Origin of the sequence: Curtobacterium sp. BH-2-1-1, assembly GCF_001806325.1 — a bacterium.
Taxonomy (GTDB): Bacteria; Actinomycetota; Actinomycetes; order Actinomycetales; family Microbacteriaceae; genus Curtobacterium.
Genome location: NZ_CP017580.1, coordinates 1,528,027 through 1,553,898, shown reverse-complemented (window position 1 = coordinate 1,553,898; position 25,872 = coordinate 1,528,027). Strand labels below are relative to the sequence as shown.

General features: G+C 70.9%; 29 protein-coding genes. 20 read left to right on the top strand and 9 right to left on the bottom strand.

Annotated elements, in window-relative coordinates; all coding sequences use genetic code 11:
* Nucleotides 1-12: 12 nt before the first annotated feature.
* Nucleotides 13-1,449 (top strand): NlpC/P60 family protein, encoded by a 1,437-nt coding sequence (locus tag BJK06_RS07260; protein WP_070417330.1) that lies wholly within the window; start codon nucleotides 13-15, stop codon nucleotides 1,447-1,449.
* Nucleotides 1,450-1,542: 93 nt separating this feature from the next.
* On the opposite strand, the gene BJK06_RS07255 is transcribed toward BJK06_RS07260, so the two are convergent.
* Nucleotides 1,543-2,034, bottom strand: a complete 492-nt coding sequence (locus tag BJK06_RS07255; RefSeq protein ID WP_070417329.1) for an inorganic diphosphatase — start codon at nucleotides 2,032-2,034, stop codon at nucleotides 1,543-1,545.
* A 51-nt stretch (nucleotides 2,035-2,085) separates the two neighbouring features.
* Between BJK06_RS07255 and tilS the strand changes: the two genes are divergently transcribed.
* The 15 genes from tilS to BJK06_RS07185 all read left to right on the top strand — a co-directional run bounded on the left by tilS (nucleotide 2,086) and on the right by BJK06_RS07185 (nucleotide 15,033).
* Nucleotides 2,086-3,105: a tRNA lysidine(34) synthetase TilS gene (gene tilS / locus BJK06_RS07250; protein WP_070417328.1), complete on the top strand. Its 1,020-nt coding sequence runs from the start codon at nucleotides 2,086-2,088 to the stop codon at nucleotides 3,103-3,105.
* A 9-nt stretch (nucleotides 3,106-3,114) separates the two neighbouring features.
* Nucleotides 3,115-3,666: a hypoxanthine phosphoribosyltransferase gene (gene hpt / locus BJK06_RS07245; protein ID WP_070417327.1), complete on the top strand. Its 552-nt coding sequence runs from the start codon at nucleotides 3,115-3,117 to the stop codon at nucleotides 3,664-3,666.
* A gap of 121 nt (nucleotides 3,667-3,787) precedes the next feature.
* Entirely contained in the window at nucleotides 3,788-5,773 is a 1,986-nt protein-coding gene (gene ftsH, locus BJK06_RS07240) for an ATP-dependent zinc metalloprotease FtsH (protein ID WP_070417326.1), read from the top strand.
* 6 nt (nucleotides 5,774-5,779) lie between these two features.
* A complete protein-coding gene (folP, locus tag BJK06_RS07235) occupies nucleotides 5,780-6,748 on the top strand; it encodes a dihydropteroate synthase (protein WP_181015159.1) in 969 nt (322 codons plus the stop codon).
* Complete coding sequence (gene folB, locus BJK06_RS07230) at nucleotides 6,745-7,146, top strand: dihydroneopterin aldolase (protein ID WP_070417325.1); 402 nt, start codon at nucleotides 6,745-6,747, stop codon at nucleotides 7,144-7,146. The genes folP and folB overlap by 4 nt, the downstream gene beginning before the upstream one ends.
* Nucleotides 7,143-7,688, top strand: coding sequence for a 2-amino-4-hydroxy-6-hydroxymethyldihydropteridine diphosphokinase (folK, locus tag BJK06_RS07225; protein ID WP_070417324.1), 546 nt, complete (start codon nucleotides 7,143-7,145; stop codon nucleotides 7,686-7,688). The genes folB and folK overlap by 4 nt, the downstream gene beginning before the upstream one ends.
* Nucleotides 7,685-8,176, top strand: a complete 492-nt coding sequence (locus BJK06_RS07220; protein ID WP_070417323.1) for a DUF3180 domain-containing protein — start codon at nucleotides 7,685-7,687, stop codon at nucleotides 8,174-8,176. The genes folK and BJK06_RS07220 overlap by 4 nt, the downstream gene beginning before the upstream one ends.
* A gap of 130 nt (nucleotides 8,177-8,306) precedes the next feature.
* The gene (locus BJK06_RS07215) at nucleotides 8,307-8,828 is read left to right on the top strand and encodes a PH domain-containing protein (protein WP_070417322.1); all 522 of its coding nucleotides are present in this window, start codon (nucleotides 8,307-8,309) and stop codon (nucleotides 8,826-8,828) included.
* A 9-nt stretch (nucleotides 8,829-8,837) separates the two neighbouring features.
* Nucleotides 8,838-10,640, top strand: coding sequence for a PH domain-containing protein (locus tag BJK06_RS07210; RefSeq protein ID WP_070417321.1), 1,803 nt, complete (start codon nucleotides 8,838-8,840; stop codon nucleotides 10,638-10,640).
* The gene (locus BJK06_RS07205) at nucleotides 10,637-11,329 is read left to right on the top strand and encodes a Rossmann-like and DUF2520 domain-containing protein (RefSeq protein ID WP_258027730.1); all 693 of its coding nucleotides are present in this window, start codon (nucleotides 10,637-10,639) and stop codon (nucleotides 11,327-11,329) included. The genes BJK06_RS07210 and BJK06_RS07205 overlap by 4 nt, the downstream gene beginning before the upstream one ends.
* A gap of 55 nt (nucleotides 11,330-11,384) precedes the next feature.
* Complete coding sequence (lysS, locus tag BJK06_RS07200) at nucleotides 11,385-12,905, top strand: lysine--tRNA ligase (protein ID WP_070417320.1); 1,521 nt, start codon at nucleotides 11,385-11,387, stop codon at nucleotides 12,903-12,905.
* A gap of 41 nt (nucleotides 12,906-12,946) precedes the next feature.
* The gene (locus BJK06_RS07195) at nucleotides 12,947-13,150 is read left to right on the top strand and encodes a hypothetical protein (RefSeq protein ID WP_031262806.1); all 204 of its coding nucleotides are present in this window, start codon (nucleotides 12,947-12,949) and stop codon (nucleotides 13,148-13,150) included.
* A gap of 73 nt (nucleotides 13,151-13,223) precedes the next feature.
* The gene (locus BJK06_RS18175) at nucleotides 13,224-13,391 is read left to right on the top strand and encodes a hypothetical protein (protein WP_156794797.1); all 168 of its coding nucleotides are present in this window, start codon (nucleotides 13,224-13,226) and stop codon (nucleotides 13,389-13,391) included.
* Nucleotides 13,392-13,454: 63 nt separating this feature from the next.
* Complete coding sequence (locus BJK06_RS07190; RefSeq protein WP_156794796.1) at nucleotides 13,455-13,622, top strand: hypothetical protein; 168 nt, start codon at nucleotides 13,455-13,457, stop codon at nucleotides 13,620-13,622.
* 340 nt (nucleotides 13,623-13,962) lie between these two features.
* Nucleotides 13,963-15,033: a sigma-70 family RNA polymerase sigma factor gene (locus BJK06_RS07185; RefSeq protein WP_070417318.1), complete on the top strand. Its 1,071-nt coding sequence runs from the start codon at nucleotides 13,963-13,965 to the stop codon at nucleotides 15,031-15,033.
* A gap of 164 nt (nucleotides 15,034-15,197) precedes the next feature.
* Here the strand turns inward: BJK06_RS07185 and BJK06_RS07180 are convergent, their stop codons facing one another.
* Complete coding sequence (locus BJK06_RS07180; protein WP_070417317.1) at nucleotides 15,198-16,130, bottom strand: NAD(+)/NADH kinase; 933 nt, start codon at nucleotides 16,128-16,130, stop codon at nucleotides 15,198-15,200.
* A 71-nt stretch (nucleotides 16,131-16,201) separates the two neighbouring features.
* Here BJK06_RS07180 and BJK06_RS07175 point away from each other — a divergent pair, with 71 nt between their 5' ends.
* Together BJK06_RS07175 and BJK06_RS07170 are read left to right on the top strand one after the other, a co-directional pair.
* Complete coding sequence (locus tag BJK06_RS07175; protein ID WP_070417316.1) at nucleotides 16,202-16,678, top strand: Clp protease N-terminal domain-containing protein; 477 nt, start codon at nucleotides 16,202-16,204, stop codon at nucleotides 16,676-16,678.
* Between the two features lie 277 nt (nucleotides 16,679-16,955).
* Nucleotides 16,956-19,472 carry an ATP-dependent Clp protease ATP-binding subunit gene (locus tag BJK06_RS07170; protein ID WP_070417315.1) on the top strand — a complete coding sequence of 839 codons (2,517 nt, stop codon included), beginning with the start codon at nucleotides 16,956-16,958 and terminating at the stop codon, nucleotides 19,470-19,472.
* Nucleotides 19,473-19,544: 72 nt separating this feature from the next.
* Here the strand turns inward: BJK06_RS07170 and BJK06_RS18530 are convergent, their stop codons facing one another.
* The 6 genes from BJK06_RS18530 to BJK06_RS07145 all read right to left on the bottom strand — a co-directional run bounded on the left by BJK06_RS18530 (nucleotide 19,545) and on the right by BJK06_RS07145 (nucleotide 23,629).
* Entirely contained in the window at nucleotides 19,545-19,757 is a 213-nt protein-coding gene (locus tag BJK06_RS18530; RefSeq protein WP_139199319.1) for a hypothetical protein, read from the bottom strand.
* Between the two features lie 281 nt (nucleotides 19,758-20,038).
* Nucleotides 20,039-21,037 carry a hypothetical protein gene (locus BJK06_RS07165; RefSeq protein WP_070417314.1) on the bottom strand — a complete coding sequence of 333 codons (999 nt, stop codon included), beginning with the start codon at nucleotides 21,035-21,037 and terminating at the stop codon, nucleotides 20,039-20,041.
* Complete coding sequence (locus BJK06_RS07160; protein WP_070417313.1) at nucleotides 21,034-21,984, bottom strand: hypothetical protein; 951 nt, start codon at nucleotides 21,982-21,984, stop codon at nucleotides 21,034-21,036. Before BJK06_RS07160 ends, BJK06_RS07165 begins: the two co-directional genes overlap by 4 nt.
* Nucleotides 21,981-22,439 (bottom strand): hypothetical protein, encoded by a 459-nt coding sequence (locus tag BJK06_RS07155; RefSeq protein WP_070417312.1) that lies wholly within the window; start codon nucleotides 22,437-22,439, stop codon nucleotides 21,981-21,983. Before BJK06_RS07155 ends, BJK06_RS07160 begins: the two co-directional genes overlap by 4 nt.
* A complete protein-coding gene (locus BJK06_RS07150) occupies nucleotides 22,436-22,879 on the bottom strand; it encodes a hypothetical protein (protein WP_070417311.1) in 444 nt (147 codons plus the stop codon). The genes BJK06_RS07155 and BJK06_RS07150 overlap by 4 nt, the downstream gene beginning before the upstream one ends.
* A 297-nt stretch (nucleotides 22,880-23,176) precedes the next feature.
* Complete coding sequence (locus BJK06_RS07145) at nucleotides 23,177-23,629, bottom strand: SRPBCC family protein (RefSeq protein ID WP_070417310.1); 453 nt, start codon at nucleotides 23,627-23,629, stop codon at nucleotides 23,177-23,179.
* A gap of 74 nt (nucleotides 23,630-23,703) precedes the next feature.
* On the opposite strand from BJK06_RS07145, the gene BJK06_RS07140 reads away from it, so the two are divergent.
* A complete protein-coding gene (locus tag BJK06_RS07140; protein WP_070417309.1) occupies nucleotides 23,704-24,246 on the top strand; it encodes an amino-acid N-acetyltransferase in 543 nt (180 codons plus the stop codon).
* Nucleotides 24,247-24,310: 64 nt separating this feature from the next.
* Complete coding sequence (locus tag BJK06_RS07135) at nucleotides 24,311-24,991, top strand: hypothetical protein (RefSeq protein ID WP_070417308.1); 681 nt, start codon at nucleotides 24,311-24,313, stop codon at nucleotides 24,989-24,991.
* A gap of 59 nt (nucleotides 24,992-25,050) precedes the next feature.
* Here the strand turns inward: BJK06_RS07135 and BJK06_RS07130 are convergent, their stop codons facing one another.
* Entirely contained in the window at nucleotides 25,051-25,815 is a 765-nt protein-coding gene (locus tag BJK06_RS07130) for a DUF3800 domain-containing protein (protein ID WP_070417307.1), read from the bottom strand.
* Nucleotides 25,816-25,872: the final 57 nt, after the last annotated feature.

Below are 25,872 nucleotides of genomic sequence, written 5' to 3'. Positions count from 1 at the left end.
GCCCTGAACGCCGTGAAGCACTCCGCTCGCACCCTGTCCTGTGGGATCGCGGTGGTGGCCGTCCTCGGGATCGGTCTCTCCGTCGTGATCGCCGGCCCGGCCCAGGCGGCACCGTCCGCCCCGAGCTGGGACGACGTGCGAGCGGCGAAGGCGGACACCGCCGAGGCCCAGTCCACCGTCGACGAGCTGAGCACCCGGCTGCAGACCCTGCAGGACGCTGCCGACAGCGCACAGGTCGCCGAGCTCCAGGCCGGTCAGACGTACGCCCTCGCGTCGTCGCAGCAGCAGGACGCGCAGGCCACCCTGGACGACCTCACCGCGCAGTCGAAGCGGGCGGAGCGGACGGCGGGCGCCTCCGCGCAGCAGGTCGCCGGCCTCGTGGTCGAGCTGTCGCGCACCGGCGGCGGGGACCTGTCCGCGGCGATGCTCATCGACTCGCGGGACTCGAAGGACCTGCTCTACCGGGTCGGCACGATGTCGCACCTGTCCGAGCGGTCCGCGACCGTCCTCGCTCAGGCCCAGGCGGACCAGAACACCGTCGACGCGATCGCCGCGCAGCAGTCCGCCGCGACGAAGGCCCTCGCGAAGGCGACGGACACGACGAAGGCCGCCCTCGCCGAGGCGAACGACACCGCGGCGTCGGCGCAGGCACGCGTGCAGCGGGAGCAGGACCAGCAGGACGAGGTGCTGCAGCAGCTCGCGTACCTCAAGGGCACGAGCGTCGCCACCGAGGCCGCCTACTGGACCGCGCAGCAGGCGAAGCGGGCGGAGGCGCAGCTCGCGTCGACCACCGGTGGCTCCGGGGCGACCGCGGCCGCGGGCACCGGCACCGGCTCGGGTGGGGGTGCCGCGAGCAGCACGCCGAGCACGGGCGGCGGCACGAGCACCCAGCCGAGCGCCGGCGGCGGCACCACCGGCGGCACCAAGCCCAGCACCCCGACCACACCGTCGAAGCCCAGCACCCCGACCACACCGTCGAAGCCGAGCACCCCGACCACCCCGTCGAAGCCGAGCACGCCCACCACCCCGACGACCCCGACCGCGCCGAGCACCCCCTCGAAGGCAGCCGGCGCGATCGCCTACGCCCGAGCACAGATCGGCGACGCGTACCAGTTCGGCGGCGCGGGCCCGAACACGTGGGACTGCTCCGGCCTCGTGATGATGGCCTACAGCTCGCAGGGCATCGCCACCGGTGGCCACAACGTCGTCTGGCAGTACAACTACTTCAAGTCGATCGGGCGCCTCGTGCCGATGTCGCAGCGGCAGCCCGGCGACATCCTCTTCTACTCGTACAACGGCACCGTCAACGAGGCGTACCACGACTCGATCTACACCGGCAACGGCATGATGGTCGAGGCGGCGAACCCGCAGCGCGGCGTGCTCGAGCGGGCGATCTGGACCCCGGGCCAGCTGCTGCCCTACGTCGCACGGCCGAGCGGTTCGCTCTAGCCGCACGCAAGAACGACGAGTGCGCACGAGGGATCGTGCGCACTCGTCGTCAGGCGGTGCAGTCCCGGTCGAGCCGGAACGGGACCGGGAGCGTCAGTGACCGGCGGGCACGTACGCGGCCTGGCCGGCCGTGACGATCGCCTCGGCCTCGGCGGCGTCGCCCCAGCCCTCGGCCTTGACCCACTTGTTCGGCTCGAGGTCCTTGTAGCGCTCGAAGAAGTGCGCGATCTCGGCCTTCGTCTGCTCGTCGACGTCCGAGATGTCCTGGATGTGCGCCCAGCGCGGGTCCTTCGCGGGGACCACGAGGACCTTCGCGTCGTTGCCGGCCTCGTCGCTCATCTTGAAGACGCCCACCGGGCGGACCTTGACGCCCACACCGGGGAACGTCGGGTACTCGAGGAGCAGCAGCGCGTCCACGGGGTCACCGTCGTCGGCCAGGGTCTTCTCGAAGAACCCGTAGTCGGTCGGGTACACGAACGAGGTGAACAGCACGCGGTCGAGGTACACGCGACCGGTCTCGTGGTCCACCTCGTACTTGTTGCGGCTGCCCTTGGGGATCTCGACGACGACGTCGTACGCGGCCATGTTGCGCTCCTGGTCTGATGTGCGGGAAGAAAGCGCGGCTAACGTTACCGGGTGAACACTCCGCGTCCCCGGCTCGACCCTGCGGTCGCCGACACCCGTCGCGCGGTGCGCTCCCTGCTCGCGCAGGCGCTCGACGAGGGCACGGTGCGCCCCGGAGACCTCGTGCTCGTCGCGCTGAGCGGCGGACCGGACTCGCTCGCGCTCGCCGCGGCCACCGCGTTCGAGGCGCCCAAGCAGGACCTGCGAGCAGGGGCGGTGGTCGTCGACCACGCGCTCCAGGCGGGGTCCGAGGCGGTGGCGAGCCGCGCCTCCAGGCAGGCATCCGAGCTGGGACTCGAACCGGTGACCGTCCGTCGTGTCGCCGTCGGTTCCACGGGCGGTCCCGAAGCGGCGGCTCGGGAGGCGCGGCACGCGTCGATCGCGCTCGTCGCGTCCGACGTCGGGTCACCCCTCGTGCTGTTCGGACACACGCTGGACGACCAGGCCGAGTCCGTGCTGCTCGGCCTCGCCCGCGGGAGCGGGCCGGACTCGCTGTCCGGCATGGCGCCGTTGACGCGGCGCGAGGCGGGGCCGGCCTACGGGCGGCCGCTCCTCGGCGTCCGTCGACACACGACGCGGCAGGCGTGCGCCGCCGCCGGACTCGCCCCGTGGGACGACCCGCAGAACGCGGACCCGGCCTTCGCGCGCGTCCGCGTCCGGAACGTGCTCCTGCCCGCGCTCGAACGCGAACTCGGCGCCGGTGTGCCCGAGGCCCTCGCCCGCACCGCCGACCAGCTGCGCGAGGACTCGGCCGCGCTCGACCACTTCGCCGAGGAGATGGCCGAGGACCTCGCCGAGCACTCCGAAGCCGGCATCTCGCTGTCCGTGCGGGAGCTCGCGGCCAACCCGCCGGCCCTCCGGCAGCGGCTCGTGCGGCTGGCGGTGGAGAGCGAGTTCGGCGTGACGCTGTCCCGCGTGCAGACGCTCGAGGTGTGCCGGCTCGTCACCGACTGGAGCGGGCAGGGGCCGATCGACCTGCCGGGCGTGCAGGCGTCGCGATCGGGCGACCGTCTGGCCTTCACCGCCGGTTAGGCTGGGGTGGTGGAACTCTCCGACGTCCAGGCAGACCTGTCCGAAGTCCTCTTCACCCCCGAGCAGATCGACGACAAGCTCGCCGAGCTCGCCGCGGTGGTCGACGCCGACTACGCGGGGCGCGACCCACTGCTCGTCGGTGTCCTCAAGGGTGCCGTGATGGTGATGGCGGACTTCTCGCGCCACCTCAAGATGCAGGCGCGCATGGACTGGATGGCGGTGTCGTCGTACGGCTCCGGCACGAAGTCGTCCGGCGTGGTCCGCATCCTCAAGGACCTCGACACCGACCTGCACGGGCGGGACGTCCTCATCGTCGAGGACATCATCGACTCCGGTCTGACGCTGTCATGGCTCAAGCAGAACCTCGAGTCCCGCGGGGCCGCGAGCGTCGAGATCGTCGCACTGCTGCGCAAGCCCGAGGCGGCCAAGGTCGAGGTCGACGTGAAGTACGTCGGCTTCGACATCCCGGACGCGTTCGTGGTCGGCTACGGGCTGGACTACGACGAGCGCTACCGCAACCTGCGCGGGGTCGGGGTGCTCGCACCGCACGTCTACAGCTGATCCTGGCGGCGGGTGGAGTTCGCCCGCAGAGGACACCCATTCTCGCCACAGAATCGCAGCCGTATGCTGATCAGCACGCAACTTCGGCAGAGAAAGGTGTCGGGCGCTCTGCCCGGATCACATGGACTTCAAGCGCATCCTTCGCGGGCCGTACATCTACGTGCTGATCGCGATCGTGGGGATCTGGATCGGATGGGCTGTCATCAGCCAGTCCGGCACGCAGCAGATCGACACGCAGAAGGGTCTCCAGCAGCTCTCCGACGGCAAGGTCTCCTCCGTGGTGGTGAACTCCACCGAGCAGCGCGTCGACCTCACCCTGAAGGACGGCAACGCGCACGAGCAGTTCTACTACTCGACGCCGCGCGGTGAAGAGGTCATCCAGGCCGTCAACGACGCGAACCTGCCGAAGGGCTACAACGACACCGTCCAGCAGTCGAACTGGTTCCTCTCGCTGCTCGGCATCCTCCTGCCGTTCCTCATCATCGGTGCCCTGTTCTGGTTCCTCCTCGCCAACGCCCAGGGCGGCGGCTCGAAGGTCATGCAGTTCGGCAAGTCCCGGGCGAAGATGAACAACAAGGAGAACCCGCAGGTCAGCTTCGCCGACGTCGCGGGCGCCGACGAGGCGATCGAGGAGCTCCAGGAGATCAAGGAGTTCCTCAAGGAGCCGGCGAAGTTCCAGGCCGTCGGCGCCAAGATCCCGAAGGGCGTGCTGCTGTACGGCCCTCCCGGTACCGGCAAGACGCTGCTCGCCCGAGCCGTCGCCGGTGAGGCGGGCGTGCCGTTCTACTCGATCTCCGGTTCGGACTTCGTCGAGATGTTCGTCGGTGTCGGTGCGAGCCGTGTCCGCGACCTCTTCGAGCAGGCGAAGCAGAACTCGCCCGCCATCGTCTTCATCGACGAGATCGACGCCGTGGGTCGTCACCGTGGCGCCGGCATCGGCGGCGGCAACGACGAGCGCGAGCAGACGCTGAACCAGCTCCTCGTCGAGATGGACGGCTTCGACGGCAAGACCAACGTGATCCTCATCGCGGCGACGAACCGTCCCGACGTCCTCGACCCGGCGCTCCTCCGCCCCGGTCGCTTCGACCGCCAGATCGGCGTCGACGCCCCTGGTCTCGCCGGCCGCCAGCAGATCCTCGAGGTGCACGCGAAGGGCAAGCCGCTCGCGGCGAGCGTCGACCTCGAGCTGCTCGCCCGCAAGACGCCGGGCTTCACCGGCGCCGACCTGGCGAACGTCCTGAACGAGGCCGCGCTCCTGACGGCCCGCTCGAACGCGCAGCTCATCGACAACCGCGCCCTCGACGAAGCCGTCGACCGCGTCATGGCCGGACCGCAGCGCCGCACGCGCATCATGTCCGACCAGGAACGCCTCATCACGGCCTACCACGAGGGTGGTCACGCCCTCGCGGCCGCTGCCATGCGCCACACCGACCCGGTGACGAAGATCACGATCCTCCCGCGCGGCCGTGCCCTCGGCTACACGATGGTGCTCCCGCTCGAGGACAAGTACTCCGTCACCCGCAACGAACTGCTCGACCAGCTCACCTACGCCATGGGCGGCCGCGTCGCCGAGGAGATCGTCTTCCACGACCCGACCACGGGTGCGTCGAACGACATCGAGAAGGCCACCGGCACCGCGCGCAAGATGGTCACCGAGTACGGCATGAGCCGTGCCGTCGGGTCCGTCAAGCTCGGCTCCGGGTCGAGCGAGCCGTTCGTCGGCCGCGACATGAGCGGCGGGACCAGCCGCGACTACTCGGAGAACATCGCCGAGACGGTCGACGCCGAGACCCGTGCCCTGCTCGAGGCCGCGCACGACGAGGCCTACCAGGTGCTCAACGACAACCGCGACATCCTCGACCGTCTGGCCGGCGAGCTCCTCGAGAAGGAGACGCTCGACGCCCCGGAGCTGGTGGAGATCTTCAAGGACGTCCGCAAGCTGCCGGAACGGCCGCAGTGGCTCTCCAGCGACAAGCGTCCGGTGAGCAACCTGCCCGCCATCGAGGTGCCGGGCAAGGCCGCCTCGACCGCGTCCGAGCAGTCCGACCACGAGTCGTCGAAGCCCCGTCGCCGTCCCTTCGGCAACCCGGGTATCGCCCCCGCGTAGGCCGGCATGACGGACCTGCCGACGAGGCGCTCGCGTCGGCTCGCCGAGGTGAGCCAGGCGCGGGCCGCAGCAGCCGAGCCGCCGACGGTCGCGATCGACCTCCGGGCACCAGCACCGGTGCCGGAGATCGTGACCGGTCGGCGGCGCGACCGCGGTGCGCCGGCCGACGACCGGACCCGGGTGATGGGGATCCTCAACGTCACGCCGGACTCCTTCAGCGACGGCGGCCTGCACCAGGCGTACGACGCCGCGGTGCAGCACGCCCGTGAACTCGTCGCCGCCGGGGCCGACATCGTCGACGTCGGTGGGGAGTCGACCCGGCCGGGGTCGGAGCGCGTCCCCGTCGAGGTCGAGCAGCAGCGGGTGCTCCCGGTCGTGCAGCAGCTCGTGGCCGAGGGCATCACGGTGAGCGTCGACACGATGAACGCCTCGACCGCCGAGCGTTCGGTGGACCTCGGCGCCGCCATCGTGAACGACGTCTCCGGTGGGCTGGCCGACGACGACATGGCGCGCGTCGTCCGTGACACGGGTGCCGGGTTCGTCGTCATGCACTGGCGTGGGCACAGCGACCGGATGTACCGCAACGCCGAGTACGTGCACGCCGTCGACGAGGTCCGGCGCGAGGTCGAACTGCGCGTCGCCGAGCTCATCGTCCTCGGGGTGCGCCAGGAACAGGTCGTCATCGACCCGGGCCTCGGCTTCGCCAAGCAGGGCGTGCAGAACTGGGAGATCCTGGCGGGCTACGAGCGGTTCGCATCGATCGGCCTGCCGGTGCTCGTCGCCGCCTCGCGCAAGCGCTTCCTCGACGGGGTCGGCAGCGCTGCCGGTGCCGCCCCGAAGGAGCGCGACCTCGCCACCGCCGCCATCAGCCTGCTCTCCGCCGAACGCGGGGCGTGGGGTGTGCGCGTGCACGACCCGGCACCGACCCGTGCCGTGCTCGACGTCTGGGACGCCTGGAGGGCAGCTCGATCGTGAGGGACACCATCCGACTGACCGGGGTCCGCGCACGCGGCCACCACGGGGTCTTCGACCACGAGCGCGCCGACGGCCAGGACTTCGTGGTCGACGTCGCCGTCGAGGTTGACGCCCGCGCCGCGTCCGGCTCCGACGACCTCGACGAGACCGTGCACTACGGCGTGCTCGCCGAGCAGGTCGTCGCCGAGATCGAGCGCGACCCGGTCGACCTCATCGAGACCCTCGCCGAGCGCATCGCCGCCGCCGTGCTGACGCACCGTGCGGCCCTGGCGACCGAGGTCACGGTGCACAAGCCGCAGGCGCCCATCACGGTGCCGTTCACCGACGTGTCGATCACGATCCGTCGGACCCGTGGCGGCGTCCGTGCCGCCGGGCCCGACGTCGAGGAAGAAGAGTGAGCCGGGCGGTCGTCGCCCTCGGCGCCAACCTCGGCGACCGGGGGAACACCCTGCGCGCCGCCGCCGCCGCGATCGTCGCCCTCCCGGGGGTGCGTCCGGTGGCCTCCAGCCGCGAGGTCGAGTCGGTCGCCGTCACGCTCGACGGCCCGGACACGACGAAGCCCCGGTACCGGAACGCCGTCGTGGTCGTCGACACCGACCTCGAGCCGCAGGAGCTCCTCGACGCCCTGCACGGCATCGAGGACACCCACGGCCGCACGCGCGAGGTCCGCTGGGGCGACCGGACGCTCGACCTCGACCTCGTGGCGTACGACGACCTGTCCCTCGACACCGTGACCCTGACCGTGCCGCACCCGCGCGCCGGCGAGCGGGCGTTCGTGCTCGCGCCGTGGCACGACGCCGACCCGGACGCCGTCCTGCCGGGTGTCGGGCCGGTCGCCGACCTGCTCGAGCGGGTGGGGGACGACACGGAGCGCGTCGACGAGCCGCGCCTCTTCGACGAGCCGACCCGCGCCTCCAGGCCAGAGACGAGCGATTCGTGAAGCCCACCCGCGCCTCCACCCTGCTCAGCGTCGCCGTCGTCGCGGCCGTCGCCGGCTTCGCCCTCGACGCCGTCCTGGCGTCGCGGCAGGCGCCGACGCTGTTCCTCGCGACACCCCTCGGCGTCACCCTCGCGTTCATCGGCATCGCCGTGGTCCTGATGGCCCGGCCGGTCCGTCGGCACGCTCGCGACGGCGCGTCCCGGTCGCACCCCGTCGACCCGCTCTACGCGATCCGCGTCGTGGTGCTCGCGAAGGCGTCGAGCATCGCGGGCTCGCTGTTCGGCGGGTTCGGCGCGGGCCTGCTCGTGTACCTCCTGACCCGCTCGGCCTTCCCTTCGCTAGGCTCGGTCCTGCCGAACGCCGTGGCGGTCGGGGGTGGACTCGTGTTGACGGTGTGCGCACTCGTCGCCGAACGCATGTGCATCGCTCCTCCTGGGGACGATGACGACGACGACCTCCCCCGGGGCGGCACGACGCAGGCGCACTGACACCGGGGCGGCACGACGCCGGCGCACCGACACCGGGGCGGCACGAAGCCGGCGCACCGACACCGGAGCGGCACGACGCAAGCGCACCGACCCGGTGCACCCAGCACGACCCGACCGCAGGAGGCCCGCGATGCCGCGTGAACGACTCGACGAGCCCGGTCTGGGACTGACCGGCACCACCTGGACCCGGGTGTCGCCCAAGCTCGTCTGGACCGAGCTCGTCACGACGATCGTGATCGGGCTCGTGGTGACCGCCGGCTGCGTCATCATCGGCGTCGTCAGCGGCGGGTTCTCCGGCACTGCCGGCACCGTCTGGACGCTGATCGGCATCGCGGTCGCGATCGTCACCCTCGTGACGGCGATCCTGACGCCGCGACGCGTGCGGGCGATCGGGTACGCCCTCCGTGACGACGACCTCGTCCTCCGGCGCGGCCTGATGTGGCAGCGGTTCACCGCCGTCCCGTACGGCCGCATGCAGCTCGTCGACGTCAACCGCGGACCGCTCGACCGGGTGCTCGGCATGAGCGAGCTGAAGTTCGTCACGGCGGCCGCGTCGACCAACGTCCGGATCCCCGGCATCCCCTTCGCCGACGCCGACGAGTTGCGCGACCGGCTCGTCGAGCTCGCCGAGTCCCGCCGCGCCGGGCTCTAGGAGGGCCGCATGACCTTCCGACCCGGCCCGCCGCCGCCCGCTCCGCCGCACCGGGGCAACGCCGCCGCTGCCGCACCGCTCACCGACGGCGAGTGGCACCGCATGCACCCGCTGACGCCGCTGCTCAAGGGCGGCATCTTCCTCATCGTCATCCTCGGCTACGTGCTGAACAGCCTGCGGGACCAGCTCGTCGAGTTCTTCATCCCCGGCGGTGGCCCGCAGGACGACGGCGACCCCGTGCGGTACGTCTACGAGCACGGCGTCGTCGGCTGGGTGCTGCTCGGCGTGGCTGTGCTGTTGCTGGTACTCCTTGCGTTGTTCACCCTCTCCTGGCGCATGCACGAGTTCCGGGTGACCGGCGAGATCGTCGAGGTCCGCTCGGGCGTGCTCTTCCGGACGAACCGCAAGGCCCGGCTGGACCGCATCCAGGGCATCAACATCTCGCGGCCGCTCATCCCGCGGATCTTCGGCACCGCCAAGCTCGAGATCGCCCAGGCCGGCAACGACGCGAACGTGCAGCTCGCCTACCTCGGGGTCAAGGCTGCGGACGACCTGCGGCAGCGCATCCTCGTGCTGGCCTCCGGGGCGAAGGACGACGAGCGGCAGCACGACCCGGCCCGGGCGTCGAACGGTGTGCTGCAGGACCGTGTCGACGAGATCTTCTCGCCGGAGCTCGACCCCGCCGCGGTCCGCGCGACGCGCATCGTGAAGGTGCACCCCGGCCGGCTCATCGCGTCGATGCTGCTCTCCGGCACGACGGTGTTCATCCTCGCCGCGGTCGCCGCGATGATCGTCAGCGTGGCGCTCACCGGCGAGTACGGGATCCTCTTCGGCCTGTTCCCCGCGGTGATCGGCGCCGGCGGGTACTACGTCCGGAAGTTCTCCCGCTCGCTCCAGTACACGATCGCCGAGACCCGCGACGGCATCCGGATCGGCTTCGGGCTCGTGTCCACCTCGAACGAGACCCTGCCGCCCGGCCGCATCCACGCCGTGAGCGTCGCGCAGCCGCTGCTCTGGCGGCCGTTCGGCTGGTGGGACGTCCGGATCAACCGTGCGACGAACGCCGGCAACGGGGCCTCGAACAACCAGCAGGTCTCGTCGATCGTCCTGCCGGTCGGCACCGCGCGCGACGTCCGCGAGGTCCTCGACATCATCCTCCCCGGCCTCGTCGGCACCGCCGTCGCCGGTCCCGCCGCCTCGCAGGAGCAGCTCCGCGAGGGCTCGGCCGAGGCCGTCGACGTCGTCGACGACAGCCTCACCACCACGGGCGACCACGGCGGGTTCGTGCACTCCCCGCGCCGGGGCGCCTGGCTCCGCCCGTTCGCGTTCCGCCGCAACGGCTACCGCTTCGTCCCGGGCGCCGTCCTGCTCCGGCTCGGTGCCGTCTGGCGCTCGCTGGTCATCGTGCCGCTGCCGCGCGTGCAGAGCGTCAAGGTCTCGCAGGGGCCGCTCGAGCGTGCACTGCGGCTCGCGTCGGTGCACGTGCAGACCGTGCAGGGCCCGGTCTCCGCGAGCATCGGTGCGCTGGACGCGCGGGACGCGCAGCAGCTGTGGTCGGACACCTCGTCCCGCGCGGTCGAGGCGGCTGCGGCCGACACCTCCCACCGGTGGCGCGAACGGGAGGCGCGGCTCGCCCCCGTCGCGCCGGCCGCGGCCCCGGAGTGGTCACCAGAGCGACGAGTGGACGCGGTGGACCGGGAGCAGTCGTCGCCAGCGCGCGCACCCGGCGGCGCCGAGCCGGTGCGGCCGACCGGCACCGTGCCTCCTGGATCGCCCTGGGGCGACACTCCTCCGCCGGGAGCCGCGCGGTGAGGGCAGGGCGGCTGGGAGTCGGCGTCCTCGGCGCCGGACGGGTCGGACCGGTCCTCGGAGCAGCGCTCGCGAACGCCGAGCACGCCGTCGTCGGCGTGACGGCAGTGTCCGAGGCCGGACGCGACCGCGCCGAGGCGATGCTCCCCGGCGCACCCGTCCTCGAGACCCCTGACCTCGTCGAGCGCAGCGAACTCGTGCTCCTCGCCGTGCCGGACGACCAGCTGGCCGACCTCGTGCAGGGGCTCGCGGACGCCGGCATCTGGCAGCCGGGACAGCTCGTCGTGCACACCAGCCCGGACCACGGCGTGGGCATCCTCGCACCGGCGATGGCTGCAGGGGCGATCCCGCTCGCGATCCACCCCGCGATGGCGTTCACCGGAACCAGCGTCGACCTCGTCCGGCTCCGCGACGCGTACTGCGCCGTGACCGCACCGTCGCCCGTGCTCCCCATCGCGCAGGCGCTCGTCGTCGAGATGGGTGCGGAGCCGTTCGTCGTCACCGAGCAGGACCGGCCCGCCTACGCCGACGCCGTCCGCGCCGCGGTGAGCTTCTCGACCGCGATCGTCGACCAGTCCGCCGGCACGCTGTCCGGCATCGGGGTCGAGTACCCGGGCCGGGTCCTCGGAGCGCTGGTCCGCACGGCCGTCGACAACGCGCTCGCGGCGGCCGACGGGCAGGCGACGCTCTAGTCCGGCCGCGCTGTACGATTTCCGGGACCCCCACGACCATCGGAGCCGCACCAGCATGACCGACGAGACCGCACCCGCCACCGAGCCCTCCGCCGCCGAGATCGCCGCGGCGGAGACCAGCGAGCAGCGACAGGTCCGGCTCGACAAGCGGGCGAAGCTCCTCGAATCGGGGATCGAGGCGTACCCGGCGGGCCTGCCGGTCACCACCACCATCCCCGCGGTCCGTGCACAGTACGCGCACCTCGAGACCGGCGAGGAGACCCAGGACGTCGTCGGGATCGCCGGCCGCATCGTGTTCTCGCGCAACACCGGCAAGCTCTGCTTCGCGTCCCTGCAGTCCGGCGACGGCTCCCGCATCCAGGCGATGGTGTCCCTCGCCGAGGTGGGCGAGGAGTCGCTCGCGCGCTGGAAGGAGTTCGTCGACCTCGGGGACCACGTGTTCGTGCACGGCCGGGTGATCTCCTCGCGGCGGGGCGAGCTGTCGATCATGGTCGACGACTGGCAGATCGCGGCCAAGGCGATCCTGCCGCTGCCGAACCTGCACAACGAACTCAACGAGGAGACGCGGGTCCGCCAGCGCTACCTCGACCTCATCGTGCGCGAGGAGGCCCGGGCCACCGTCCGCGCCCGTGCCGCGGTGATGTCGTCGCTCCGGCAGACCTTCGCCGGTCACGACTACCTCGAGGTCGAGACCCCGATGCTGCAGACCCAGCACGGCGGTGCCTCGGCGCGGCCCTTCGTCACGCACTCGAACGCGTTCGACACCGAGCTGTACCTCCGCATCGCGCCGGAGCTCTTCCTCAAGCGCGCCGTCGTCGGCGGCATCGACCGGGTGTTCGAGGTGAACCGGAACTTCCGCAACGAGGGCGCCGACTCGACGCACTCGCCCGAGTTCGCGATGCTCGAGGCCTACCAGGCGTACGGCGACTACGAGCAGATGGCCGACCTGACGCAGGAGCTCGTGCAGAACGCCGCGCGTGCGGTGACCGGCGGCTCGCTCGAGGTCACCTGGGCGGACGGCACGACGTACGACCTCGGCGGCGAGTGGCCGCGCATCGACATGTACGGGTCGCTGTCCGAGGCGGCCGGTCGCGAGATCACCCCGGAGACGCCGCTGTCCGAGCTGCGGGCGCTCGCCGATGCCGAGGGCGTCGAGGTCGCGCACGCCACGCACGGCAAGTACGTCGAGGAGCTCTGGGAGCACTTCGTCATCGACTCGCTCGACCGTCCGACGTTCGTGATGAACTTCCCGGTCGACACCTCGCCGCTGACCCGCGAGCACCGCAGCCGCCCGGGCATCGTCGAGAAGTGGGACCTCTACGTCCGTGGCTTCGAGCTGGCGACGGCGTACTCCGAGCTCGTCGACCCGGTCGTGCAGCGGGAGCGGTTCGTCGAGCAGGCGAAGCTCGCTGCGGGCGGCGACCTCGAGGCCATGCGCGTCGACGAGGAGTTCCTGCGGGCACTCGAGCACGCGATGCCGCCGTCGGGCGGCATGGGCATGGGCATCGACCGGCTCCTCATGGCCATCACGGGCCTGGGCATCCGCGAGACGATCCTGTTCCCGTTGGTGAAGTAGGACCCAGCTGGCGGCGCCGTGCCGGGGGTTAGGATGCTCGGGTGCCGCATGGAGTCGTGACCGGGATCATCTTCGCCCTGACGCCGACCGTCGTGGTCGGCCTCATCTTCTGGTTCGTGATGCGTGCCATCATGCGGGCCGACCGCACCGAGCGTGCCGCGTACGCCAAGGTCGAGGCCGAGGAGCGTGCCCGCTTCGAGCGTGAGCACGGCGTGCCGGCACCGGCGCCCGCCTCCGCGGAGTAACCCGCTCCCGATCAAGAGGCCGCCCGCGGCCGACGTCACCCGGTGTTCACCGCGCGGTGCGACCCTGGCGTGCATGCGCGCGACGCCGGACGGCACGGACCCCGACCCCGACCCCGACCCCGACCCCGACCCCGACCTCGATCCCGATGACGCGTTCGGGCACCCGGCGGTCGCGGATCCCGCTCGCGACGACAGCGTGTGGCCCGACGGCGAGGGCGACGACGACGACATCGACGTCTGAGCGTCCGGACACCGTCACCGGCCGTTCACCCCGACGTCGTCTGCCGGCGTGAGCATCGTCCGCATGTCCATCACGCAGATCATCTCCGGTGGTGTCCTCGCGAACCGCGGAGGCGTCTTCACCGGCCGCAGCCTCGTCGGCGACATCGAGAGCGAGTACGACGAGTTCGACCGAGACGCCGACCTCGAGGTCTCGAAGCGTCGCGAGGGGTGGCTCGAGCCCTCCTGGTGACCCCCGCCTGTTCGGTTTTCGGGGTACGACGACCGGATCGCCACGATCCGGACCGCCGTACCCCTTTTTCGTGTCCACTGGACGCGGCGGCCCGGGGTACAGGATCGGAAACGAGCAAGAAACACCGATGCAACGCCGGAAACACGGCGACATCCCCTTGATTCTCGACCATGCGGGGGACCAGACTGACGACAGGCTGTACCCCTCGGGGGACGGTATCCATGGTGAAGCACGGAGAAGCCTGAGAATCGATCCGATCGGTTTGTGGGGTACACCTCCGGAACGCTTTACTCGTGACACCCCCAACGAGGTCATCACCCGTCGAACGCAGGGAGTCATCATGACGATCGCAACCGCAGCACCCAAGACGACGACCACCGGCACCACCGCACGTCGCACCAAGAAGACCACCGCAGCGAAGGCTCCGGTCACCGCGGTCGAGACCACCACGCTCGACACCGAGGTCGAGGCCGACGAGCAGCTCGCGGGTGTCCGCGGCGCCTCGGTCGACCAGGTGGGCGACTACCTCCGCCACATCGGCCGCCTCTCGCTCCTCACCGCCGAGGAAGAAGCCGAGATCGCCCGACGCATCGAGGTCGGCCTCTTCGCCGGGGAGAAGCTCGCCACCGAGAAGGGCCTCGCGAAGACCCTGCAGCGTGAACTGCGCTGGCTCGTCCGTGACGGTGAGCGCGCCAAGGAGCGCATGATCACCTCGAACCTCCGCCTCGTCGTGAGCATCGCCAAGCGCTACTCGCAGCGCGGCCTGCCCTTCATGGACGTCATCCAGGAAGGCAACCTCGGCCTGGTCCGCGCGGTCGAGAAGTTCGACTTCACGCAGGGCTACAAGTTCTCGACGTACGCCACCTGGTGGATCCGTCAGGCGATCTCCCGCGGTCTCGCCGACAAGGCCCGCACGATCCGCATCCCGGTCCACACGGTCGAGCTGATCAACAAGATCTCCCGCACCGAGCGCGACCTCACCGTCGACCTCGGCCGCGCGCCGATGCCGGACGAGGTCGCGGCCGAGCTGAGCATGAGTGTCGACGAGCTCGTCGACCTCAAGGGCCGCTCGCACGAACCGGTGTCGATCCACACCGTGGTCGGCGACTCGGACGACAGCGAGCTCGGCGACTTCATCGAGGACGAGGATGCTGCGTCCCCGAACGAGCTGACCGAGACGACGCTGCTCCACCGCGACATCCGCTCGATCGTCGCCGAACTGCCGAGCGACGAGGCGAACGTGATCCGCATGCGCTACGGCCTCGACGACGACAAGCCGATGACGCTCGACGAGATCTCGAAGATCGTCCACACGACCCGCCAGGCGGTCAGCCGTGTGGAGTCCCGTGCCAAGCTGCGGCTCTTCGCCAAGGCGGTCTCGCAGGACATGCAGCTGTACCTGACCGACTAGGTCAGTGGACTTCGGCCGGCACGTGAGTGCCGGCACGGGGAACCGGGTCGTTCTGTGGGAAGACGATCCGGTGGGGTGATGGGACGGCCCGCTCGCGCTTCGGCGTGAGCGGGCCATTCACGTTCCCGGAACCGAGCGGTGCGCAGGGCGCAGGGCCCGGCCCGCTACTCCTCGACCTCGCGCCCGAGCTTCTGGCGGAGGTCCTGGGGGATGAGCTCGATGAGCTGGTCCGGTCGCACGGGCAGGTCGAGCAGGCTGAGCTTCACGCGTCCGGTCCGCCCGTGGCGCTCGGCGTCGAGTCGGACCACGCTGCCGGCGTCCTTCCGCAGCCGCACGTCGATCTGCGCACCGGTGGCGACCTCGCCGACGACGAGTCCGTCGACCTCGAGCGCTGCGCTGCGGGTGCCCTCGGCGATGTCGAACCGGTAGCGCTCGCGAGCGGCGAGGACCACGGCACGGTCGATCCCGGCCATCGGCGCGACCGGGGTCACGACGGAGCCGGACAGCGCGGGGGAGAGGACGGGGCCACCGGCGGCGTAGTTGTACGCGGTGGACCCGGCCGGGGTCGCGGCGACGATGGCGTCCGCCCGGTAGTAGCCGTACCCGAGCCCGCCGACACTGAGGTCCGCGGACACCTGCCCGGCGCCCGGTCGTCGCACGATCGTGAGGTCGTTGAACGCGAGGTAGTCGGTGCGGGCTCCGCTCCAGAACAGCCGGGCCTCGAGTGCGTGGTGCGGTTCGAGCTGGTAGTCGCCGGCGGACAGCCGCTCGAGCGCGACCTCGAGCTCGGGCGGCTCGATCTCGACGAGGAAGCCCACGTTGCCGTAGTTGACCCCGAGCACCGGCACCGGACGCTTCGCCACGAGCCGCATGGCCCCGAGCATCGTGCCGTCCCCGCCGAGTGCGACGACGAGGTCGACCTCCTCCGTGAAGTCCTCGTCCCCGATCACGTCGACCCCGCCGCCGATGCGCTGGACGTCGGCGCGGCGGGCGACGAGGCGTCCGCGGCCGGAGGCGTTCCAGCGCTGCAGGGTCGCGACGGACTCCTGCACGTTCTTGGTCGGGTGGACGACGAGTCCGACGACGGGCTGCTCCATGGTCGCGATCGTACCGATCGCGCCCGGGATCTCCTCTCGTGGACTGTTCACACATGAGATATTCTGCATGTATGCAGATCGCCACGCTCTCCGTCGCCCTGCCCACACTCCGGCACGGACGCGAGATCGTGCTCCTCGCGGAACAGGAGTCACTGGAGACCGGGTTCGGCTTCCTCGACGCCGAACACCTCCTCGTCGCCGCGGTCACGCTCTGCAGCGGGATGCCCCGCTTCCTCGACGTCCTCGACGCGCACGGCGTCACGCCCGACCGCGTCCGCACCGCCAGCAGTGCCTTCGTCGGCGCCGGGGCACCCGGGCCGGTCTCGCCCGACCGGGTCACGTGCACGCCGGCCGCGGCGCGGGTGCTGGCACGTGCCGCACAGCTCGCCGGCCCGGCGGAACGCGTCCGACCGCACCACGTGCTGCTCGCGGTGCTCGACGGCATCGACGACCCGTTCACGGGGGCCGCGCACGACGTCCTCGACGGCCTTGGTGTCGACCCGCGCCGCTTCCGCCGCGCCCTGCGTCGGGCCGCACGACGCGCCTGACGCGCCCCGCGCCGCCCCGCGCCACGCGGCCCGCGCCGACCCGCCGCCCGCGCCGGCCCGCGCCGACCCGACGCCCGGCGCGACCCGCCGCGCGACCCCCGTGAGCACCACCGGGCGCAGGCTCCGGGGCGGACCCGCACCGCGCCTCCCGACCGTCCCCTGTTCACCGGACGCAACGAGGTCACGCCCACGGCGAACAGGGGCAGACCACCCGGGGTGCGCTGGTTACTCTCGATGTACGTCACCGGACTTCCACGAGCCCGGCAAGGGAGAGCACATGTTCGAGAGATTCACCGACCGAGCCCGTCGTGTTGTCGTCCTCGCTCAAGAAGAAGCGAAGATGCTCAACCACAACTACATCGGCACCGAGCACATCCTCCTCGGCCTCATCCACGAGGGCGAGGGCGTCGCCGCGAAGGCGCTGGAGTCGCTCGGCATCTCGCTCGATGCCGTCCGCGAGCAGGTCCAGGACATCATCGGGCAGGGCCAGCAGCAGCCGACCGGGCACATCCCGTTCACGCCGCGCGCCAAGAAGGTGCTCGAGCTGTCCCTGCGCGAGGCGCTGCAGCTCGGCCACAACTACATCGGCACCGAGCACATCCTCCTCGGCCTCATCCGCGAGGGCGAGGGCGTCGCCGCCCAGGTGCTCGTCAAGCTCGGCGCGGACCTCAACCGCGTCCGTCAGCAGGTCATCCAGCTCCTGTCCGGCTACCAGGGCAAGGAAGCGGTCGCCGTCGGCGGCGAGCAGCAGCAGAACGCTCAGCAGGGTTCGCAGGTCCTCGACCAGTTCGGTCGGAACCTCACCCAGGCGGCGCGCGACGGCAAGCTCGACCCGGTCATCGGCCGCGAGAAGGAGATGGAGCGGGTCATGCAGATCCTCTCCCGCCGCTCCAAGAACAACCCCGTCCTGATCGGTGAGCCCGGCGTCGGCAAGACCGCCGTCGTCGAGGGCCTCGCCCAGGCGATCGTCAAGGGCGACGTGCCCGAGACGCTGAAGGACAAGCAGCTCTACTCGCTCGACCTCGGTTCGCTCATCGCCGGGTCCCGCTACCGCGGTGACTTCGAGGAGCGCCTCAAGAAGGTCACGAAGGAGATCCGCACCCGCGGCGACATCATCGTCTTCATCGACGAGATCCACACCCTCGTGGGTGCCGGTGCTGCCGAGGGCGCGATCGACGCCGCTTCCATCCTCAAGCCGCTGCTCGCTCGCGGTGAGCTCCAGACCATCGGTGCCACCACGCTCGACGAGTACCGCAAGCACTTCGAGAAGGACGCCGCACTCGAGCGTCGCTTCCAGCCGGTGCAGGTCAACGAGCCGTCGCTGCCCCACGCGATCAACATCCTCAAGGGCCTCCGCGACAAGTACGAGGCGTTCCACAAGGTGTCCATCACCGACGGCGCGATCGTCGCCGCGGCGAACCTCGCGGACCGCTACGTGCAGGACCGCTTCCTGCCGGACAAGGCGATCGACCTGATCGACGAGGCCGGTGCACGCCTCCGCCTGTCGATCCTGTCCGCGCCGCCGGAGCTCCGCGAGTTCGACGAGAAGATCTCGGCGGTCCGCGGGCAGAAGGAAGCCGCGATCGAGGAGCAGGACTTCGAGAAGGCCGCTTCGCTCCGTGACGAGGAGAAGAAGCTCCTCGGCGAGCGTCTCCGCCTCGAGAAGCAGTGGCGTGCGGGTGACGTCGCCGCGTCCGGCACCGTCGACGAGGGCATCATCGCCGAGGTCCTGGCGCAGGCCACGGGCATCCCGGTGTTCAAGCTCACCGAAGAGGAGACCTCGCGGCTCGTCTTCATGGAGAAGGCACTGCACGAGCGCGTCATCGGTCAGGAAGAGGCCATCTCGGCCCTGTCCAAGACCATCCGCCGCACCCGCGCCGGCCTGAAGGACCCGAACCGTCCCTCCGGCTCGTTCATCTTCGCCGGCCCCACGGGCGTCGGGAAGACCGAGCTCGCCAAGGCGCTCGCCGAGTTCCTCTTCGACGACGAGGGTGCACTGATCTCCCTCGACATGTCGGAGTTCGGCGAGAAGCACACCGTCTCGCGACTCTTCGGTGCCCCTCCCGGGTTCGTCGGGTTCGAGGAGGGCGGCCAGCTCACCGAGAAGGTGCGCCGCAAGCCGTTCTCCGTGGTCCTCTTCGACGAGATCGAGAAGGCCCACCCGGACATCTTCAACTCGCTGCTGCAGGTCCTCGAAGAGGGTCGTCTGACCGATGGTCAGGGCCGCGTGGTCGACTTCAAGAACACCGTCATCATCATGACCACGAACCTCGGTTCGCAGGGCATCGCCGGTGGCCCGGTGGGCTTCCAGGTCGAGGGTGACTCCGGTGTCGGCTACGACCGCATGCGCTCGAAGGTGAACGAGGAGCTCAAGAAGCACTTCAAGCCCGAGTTCCTCAACCGCGTCGACGACACGATCGTGTTCCCGCAGCTCTCGCAGCCCGAGCTGCTGCAGATCGTGGACCTCTTCGTGAAGCGCCTGGCGGACCGCCTGCTCGACCGCGACATGACGGTGGAGCTCACGCTCGCCGCCAAGGAGCAGCTCATCAAGGTCGGGTTCGATCCGGCACTCGGTGCCCGCCCGCTCCGCCGCGCGATGCAGCACGAGGTCGAGGACCAGCTGTCCGAGCACATCCTGCAGGGTGAGCTCACGGCCGGCGACCACGTGAAGGTCGACTTCACCGGTGGCGAGTTCCAGTTCGAGACCGGGCGTCAGCCGGGTCGCGAGGAAGTCCTCGCCGGCGCGGCCGCCGTCGAGGCGACGGACACGCCGCAGGGCGAGATCGAGTCCTAGGACCCGGTCACGGACAGGACGGGAGGCGCGGTGCCAGCTGGCACCGCGCCTCCCGTCACGTCGTGGGTGCGGTCACCCCTGGTGGTCGCGCCCGCGGTGCTTCTCGCGCTTCTCGTGTCGCTTGTGCACGCCGGGCTGCTCGCTCTCGGCCGTGCCGTCCGAGTCGCCGCTCAGTCCGTCCGCCAGGCCGTTGGTCTGGTCGAAGGGGCGTCCGAGTGACTCGTCGTTGAGGTCTGCCACGGAGCGGTGACGCTCGTGGGCTTCGGGTTCGGGTTGATCGTCCATGCGCCGGACGCTACGCGCGGCGCGATGTCGCCCGACCCAGACCCGGGACGGTTCGCGCGTCGCGGTACCACGGGCCCCCGTCCGGGGGTACGGTGGTGACTGCGCGCGAGGGGTTCCCCCCAACACCTCGCACGCAGCGCTCGACCAGTTCCCCCCAACAGGTCGAGACGCGCCGGCCCCGGTCTGTTCGCAGACCGGGGCCGTTGCACGTCGCCGGGGCGCTCGGCGCTCGGCGCGCGTCTCGCGTCCCGCGTCGCGCGTCGCGCGTCGCGCGTCTCGCGTCAGAGGGTGGCCGCGAAGTCCCGGACGGCTCGCTCCCAGCGCTCCGGGTCCTCGTTCCACTCGAGCGTGTGCGGCGCGGTCCGGAACGCGACCGCCCGGGTCCCCGGACGCGCGGTCTGCGCGGCGACGTCGGCCTCGGCGACGAGGGCGTCGGCCGCCGAGTGCACGAGCAGGGTCGGGGTCGCCGACGCCTGCCACGCGGTCGTCTGGACGGGAGCAGCGGCACCCGCCAGCCGTGACAGCACGCCGGTGGTCGCGATCCGTGCCGCGACCGTGCCGACGAACGCGGGGAGGTGCGCGCCCGACACCGCACCGCGGAGCGCCGAGGACACGCTGAGCAGCGGCGAGATCCCGACCAGGCCGTCGACCTCGACCCGGGAGGCGGCGACCGAGCACGCGAGCGCCCCCGCCGACCAGCCCTGCAGCACGACCCGGGTGGCCCCTCGGCCCCGGGCTGCCCGGACCGCCGTCACGATGAGGTCGACCGCGCCGGGGTCGAGCGAGCGGAGCGGGAGGTCGGTCGTGTCGACGACCTCGGACGTCGCGCCGAGGGCACGCCAGACCGGGATGCCCCGGAGGACCTGCCGCGGCCCGAGCGACTGCCCGTGCACGTGGACGACGTGGGTGGGCCCGTCGCCGGGGACGTCGGTCGGCTCGTCGCCGGGGACGTCCGTGAGGTCGTCGTAGAGCAGCGCGTCCCAGCCCCACTCGCCGACGGCTGCCGGGCCGTCCGTGCGCCGCCGGACCGTGTCCCCGTCGATGTCGAGCACGTCCCGCACGCGGACGTCCTGGCCGTCGTGGGTGATCCGGTACGTCCCGGGCAGGCGGGTGTCGCGGGTGGCCACGAACTCGGCCTCGGTCGGGGTGGCGCTCCGCACGGTGGCGGTCGCCGAGTACGGCGTGGGGAAGAGCAGCCGGCGTGCGACGAACGCGCCCAGCCCGAGCGTCCCGACGGCACCCGCTGCGGTCCCGAGTGCGGCGATGCGTCCACCGGTCATGTGGTCTCCTCCAGTCGTGCGGTGGTGAGCGTCGCGGCGGCCGGGACGTCCTGCCCGGCCTCGCGCGCGCGGTCCTCGATCTCGACGGACAGCCGGTGCAGTCGGCTCCGCCACTGGCGACGCTGCCAGGCGATCGTGAAGTACAGCCCCCGGTTGCCGGACGCGCCCTCGAGTCGCCGCAGCTCGGGCTCCAGCGTCCGGAAGCGGACCCGGGCGGCCCGCCAGTCGCGGAACTCGCGGGCGGCGTCGGGCAGCACCCCGCCGGCGGCACCGACGGCGAGCAGGACCATCGAGGTGAGGAAGACCGGTGCGTAGACGGTGCCGAGCACCCGGACCGCAGCGTCCAGCCCGAGCACGTGCACGGCGTCGAGCGCGACCGCGATGGCCGCGAGCAGGACCATCGCCGCGGCGCCGACGACGAACAGCCAGTACATGCGCCCGAGGCCGTCGCCCTCGCGGAAGCCGCGGAGGACCGCCAGTGCGGACCGGGTGATCACGACGGCGATGTACGTCATCTCGACCGCGGAGTAGAGCGCGGTCGGCAGCTGGTCGCCGTACTCGACCATGAACTGCGAGGTGGGCTCGGGGGCGTCGATCAGCACGAACAGCACGACGAGCACGACGAGGACCAGTGCGACGCCGACGAGCCGACCCGGTCGGAGCAGTCGCGCGGACCGGGCGGCCGCCTCGACCGACTGCGCGAGGGCGAACAGGCCGCACACCATCAGGCAGCGGCCGAGCAGGTCGGCGACGTTCGGCGTGCGGGTCAGCCCGCCCAGGAACGTCACGACGTCGGGCTGGTTGATGCTCAGCCCGACGGCCACGAACGCGCAGCAGACCATGAGCCAGGTGACGCTCGCCGACTGGGTCCGGACGAGCCAGAGCCGGGCGACGAGGACGGCCAGGATCAGCCAGACCGGGAGGGATCCCCAGACGTGCAGCGTCACCGGAAGATCCCGCGCGGCGCGGTGTCGGGGTCGAGCAGCCCGATCCGCAGGGCGAGCTGGTCGGCGACGAGCTCGACCGCCTGCTCGTGCGGGGTGTCGAGCGACCGGGTGAACGCCGTCCGTCCGGTGAGCAGCCCCGTGTACGCCTCGTGGTCGCAGCCGGGGTCGGCGAGGAACACGTGCGCGAGCTCGTGCAGCACGCAGGCCACCCGGGAGCGCTCGGACAGGTCGGGACGCGTCTCGAGCAGGGCGTGGTCGGCGCGCTGGATGAGCCGGGCGGAGAGGTCACCGGGCAGTGCGGTCGTGCGGAGCCGGATCGGCTTGCCGAGGGCGGACTCGGCACGGACGAGCAGCTCCGGCAGCGTCAGTCGCCGGGGGAGTCCGAGTCGCTGCACGCTGCGCCGGGCCTCGGCCTGCTGGCGGCGGGCACCGATCCGGTCGGCGAACGCGCTCACGGCGTCGACCCGGAGTCGTCGAGCCGCCGGACGTGCTCGGTGAAGTCGCGGATCTCGGCCGCGGAGGCGAACTCCCCGAGTCGCCGGGTGGCGAACGCCACGACCTCGCGCTTGCGGAGTTCGAGGACGAGTTCGAGCTGCGCCTGCACCCGCTCCGGGACGTCCGTGTTGCCCGCGGCGTCGGTGAGGTACTCGGACGGCACACCGAAGTAGCCGGCAAGCGCGACGAGCAGGCGCTGGTCACGGACGGCCGGCCCGTTGCCCCCGAGCATGTAGCCCCACCGCGGTCGGCTCATCGAGGCGCCCTGCGCCTCGATCTCCGCCACGATCTCCTTGTAGGAGGGGCGCTGCCCGGAATTGGCCTCGACGACGTCCATCAGGAGCTGCAGCTTGCGTGAGAGCTCGCGTCGGTGTGCGTCGTCGTCGGTGTACTCGATCATGTCTCCCCGCCCTGTACATCTGTCTCAGACATGGTAAAACTGAACCAGCGCGTCGGCCAGCGACACCCACTCTGCCAGGCGCGTGCCCGTTCGTCAGGTCGGCATTTCGTGGGGGGATGCCGAACAGGCGGGTTGCGCCGTGCGGTGGTCGCGAGCCGACGACGGACGGGAGGCGCGGTGCCAGCTGGCACCGTCCCTCCCGTCACGGCCGTCGTGCCGCTGGCGCGTCACGCCGGAACCGGCGGGTGGGGCCCCCTCCCGTCCCGACCGTGGTCGCGTTCTCGTGCGTCGGCCTGATCAGGCCTGCACGTCGCCCCGCCACCCGGTGTCGGTGGGTGCCGACTCGACGCGCTCCTTGTAGTTCTGCAGGTCCTTCTTGATGGCGTGACCGCCGACGCCGACCGCTGCGCCGAGCTTCTCGAGGAAGCCGGAGGGCTCCCAGTCGATCTGCGCGGTGACGCGGGTCTCGTCGTCGGACAGCTTGTGGAAGGTGACGACGCCGGCGTGGTCGGTCTCGCCGTCCTTGACCGTCCACGCGACCCGCTCGTCGGGGTGCTGCTCGGTGATGAGGGCACGGAACTCGCGCTCCTGGCCGGCGACCTTCACGGTCCAGTCGGTGGTCTTGTCGTCGACCTGGACGATCTTCTCGACCTCGTCGAGGAACTCGGGGAACTCCTCGAAGCGGGTCCACTGGCCGTAGGCAGCTGCGACGGGGACGTTCACGTCGACGGTTTCGATGATCTGAGGCATGACCCGGACGGTAGGCGGCCACGGCTGGGCGCCGTACAGGGGCGTGTCCCCCGGGGCGCACTAGTGTGAGGGAGATGACTGAGCACGGGAAGCACGCGTTCCACGAACGGGACGAGCACGGCATCCTGGTGCGCCCGGCCCTGGCGTCGGACGTCCCGCACATCCAGCGGCTCATCTCGCCCTACGTCGACCGGCGGATCCTGCTCGGCAAGGAGAACGTCGCGCTCTACGGTTCGATCCAGCAGTTCCGGATCGCCGAGGGCCCCGACGGCGTCCCGATCGGGTGCGGTGCGCTCGCCGTGTTCTGGGACGACATCGCCGAGGTACGCACGCTCGCCCTCGACGCCGACTGGATCCACAAGCGCGTCGGCCACCGCATGCTCGAGGCACTCGAGCACGACGCCCGCGAACTCGGCGTCGCCCGCATCTTCTGCCTGACGTTCGAGGTCGACTTCTTCACGAAGCACGGGTACCTCGAGATCGGTGAGAGCGTCGTCTCGCCCGAGGTGTACGCCGAACTCGTCCGGTCGTCGGACGAAGGGGTCGCGGAGTTCCTCGACCTCGCACGGGTGAAGCCGAACACGCTCGGCAACACCCGCATGCTGAAGATCCTCTGACGCTTTCGCCTGCCCTCCGGCGGGGTTCCCTCGTCGGGCTCGCGCCGTTGTCTACCCTGTGCGCATGTCGTCGTTCCGTCACCCCGTCGGGCCCGAGAAGCCGGGCGTCTACTGGCGCCGTCGTGCGATGGTCATCGGGGTGCTGCTGCTGATCGTGGTCGTCGTCGTGCTGATCGTGGTCGGGCGGGGTGGGGCGTCTGCTGACCCGGGTTCTTCTCCCGCTTCCGCCTCCGCATCGTCTGCCGGGCCGTCGTCGTCGCCGCGTGCCACCCCCTCTGCAGCCGCTTCGCCCTCGGGGTCGGCCTCGGCCTCAGCCTCGTCTTCGGCCTCGGCCAAGGACGGGTCGACGTGTGCCAAGGAACAGATCGAGCTCACGCCCGTCGTCGACAAGACCTCGTACGGCCCCACCGAGGACCCGAAGATCGCGATGTCGATCAAGAACACCGGGTCGAACTCGTGCCACATGGACCTCGGGTCGTCCCAGCAGGTCCTCACGATCTCGTCCGGCGAGGAGCAGTACTGGTCGTCGAAGGACTGCCAGACCGGCGGGACCAACCAGGACGTCACGATCAAGGCCGGGCAGACCCTGACCACGCCGGCGATCGCCTGGGACCGGACGCGGTCGTCGACGTCGACGTGTGACTCGTCTCGGCCGTCGGTCACCGGTGGGGGTGCGAGCTACCACCTGGAGGTGGCGGTGGGGAACATCGAGTCGAAGGCGTCGGTGCAGTTCATCCTCGGGTAGTCCGGTGGTGCTCACCCTGCTACGATGAAGGCAAGTGGATTGGGAATGCCCGGTCGGCGTCACACCCCCGGATCTCCGGGGGTTTTCGCTTGTAAGGGGTAGACCTTGAGCCCCCATCCGAGTTCTGAGCCCGCCGGCGACTTCGGCATCCGGTTGAGGATCCGGTCCCAGGCCCGGTTCCGCTGCTCCGGGTGGAGCAAGTGGGTTCCGATCGGCCGTGCGACGAGGTCGGCGATCTGCAGGCCCGTGCTGTTCGCCTGCTTGCTCGCGATCGCGAAGCGGAACGTCTGGGCCATCCCACGCATCTTCGTCGTGGACAGGATCCGACCGAACTCCCGCTCGAGGTCACGGTCCTCGGTTCGACCGCGGCTCTCGAAGACGACGACCGTCTCGCTCCGCGCGACTCCTTTGCTCTGCCGCTGCAGGAACACCCGCTCGAGCCCGAACTCGAGGGCGACGTGGTACGGACTCGTGTCAACGCCGACACGAGCACGGAACTCGTGTTTCCGGATCGCGCTCGCGACGATGCCAAACCGCTCGTCGAACACCGAGTCGACCCGCTGCATGAACGCCGTCCGAACCTTGGCGTTCAGGAGGATGTCGAACGGCGGTGCAGACTGTCGCATCTCGCGCTCGTGCAGGACGACCATGTCGTGGTTGAAGAAGTCGAACTTGATCCGCTGTACGAGCGGGACGATGCGCTCGACGTACAGGTCGACCGGGAAGATGCAGAACGCCAGGACGAACATCGGGTAGTCCGGGTCGATGCTCGTGAGACTGTGATCTCCGCTTTCGTCGACGTAGACGACGTATCCGCTCCGCACGGGGAGTCAGCATATCAGCGGTGATACGACGGATGCGGGCGGCGCAGAAGTCGTGAA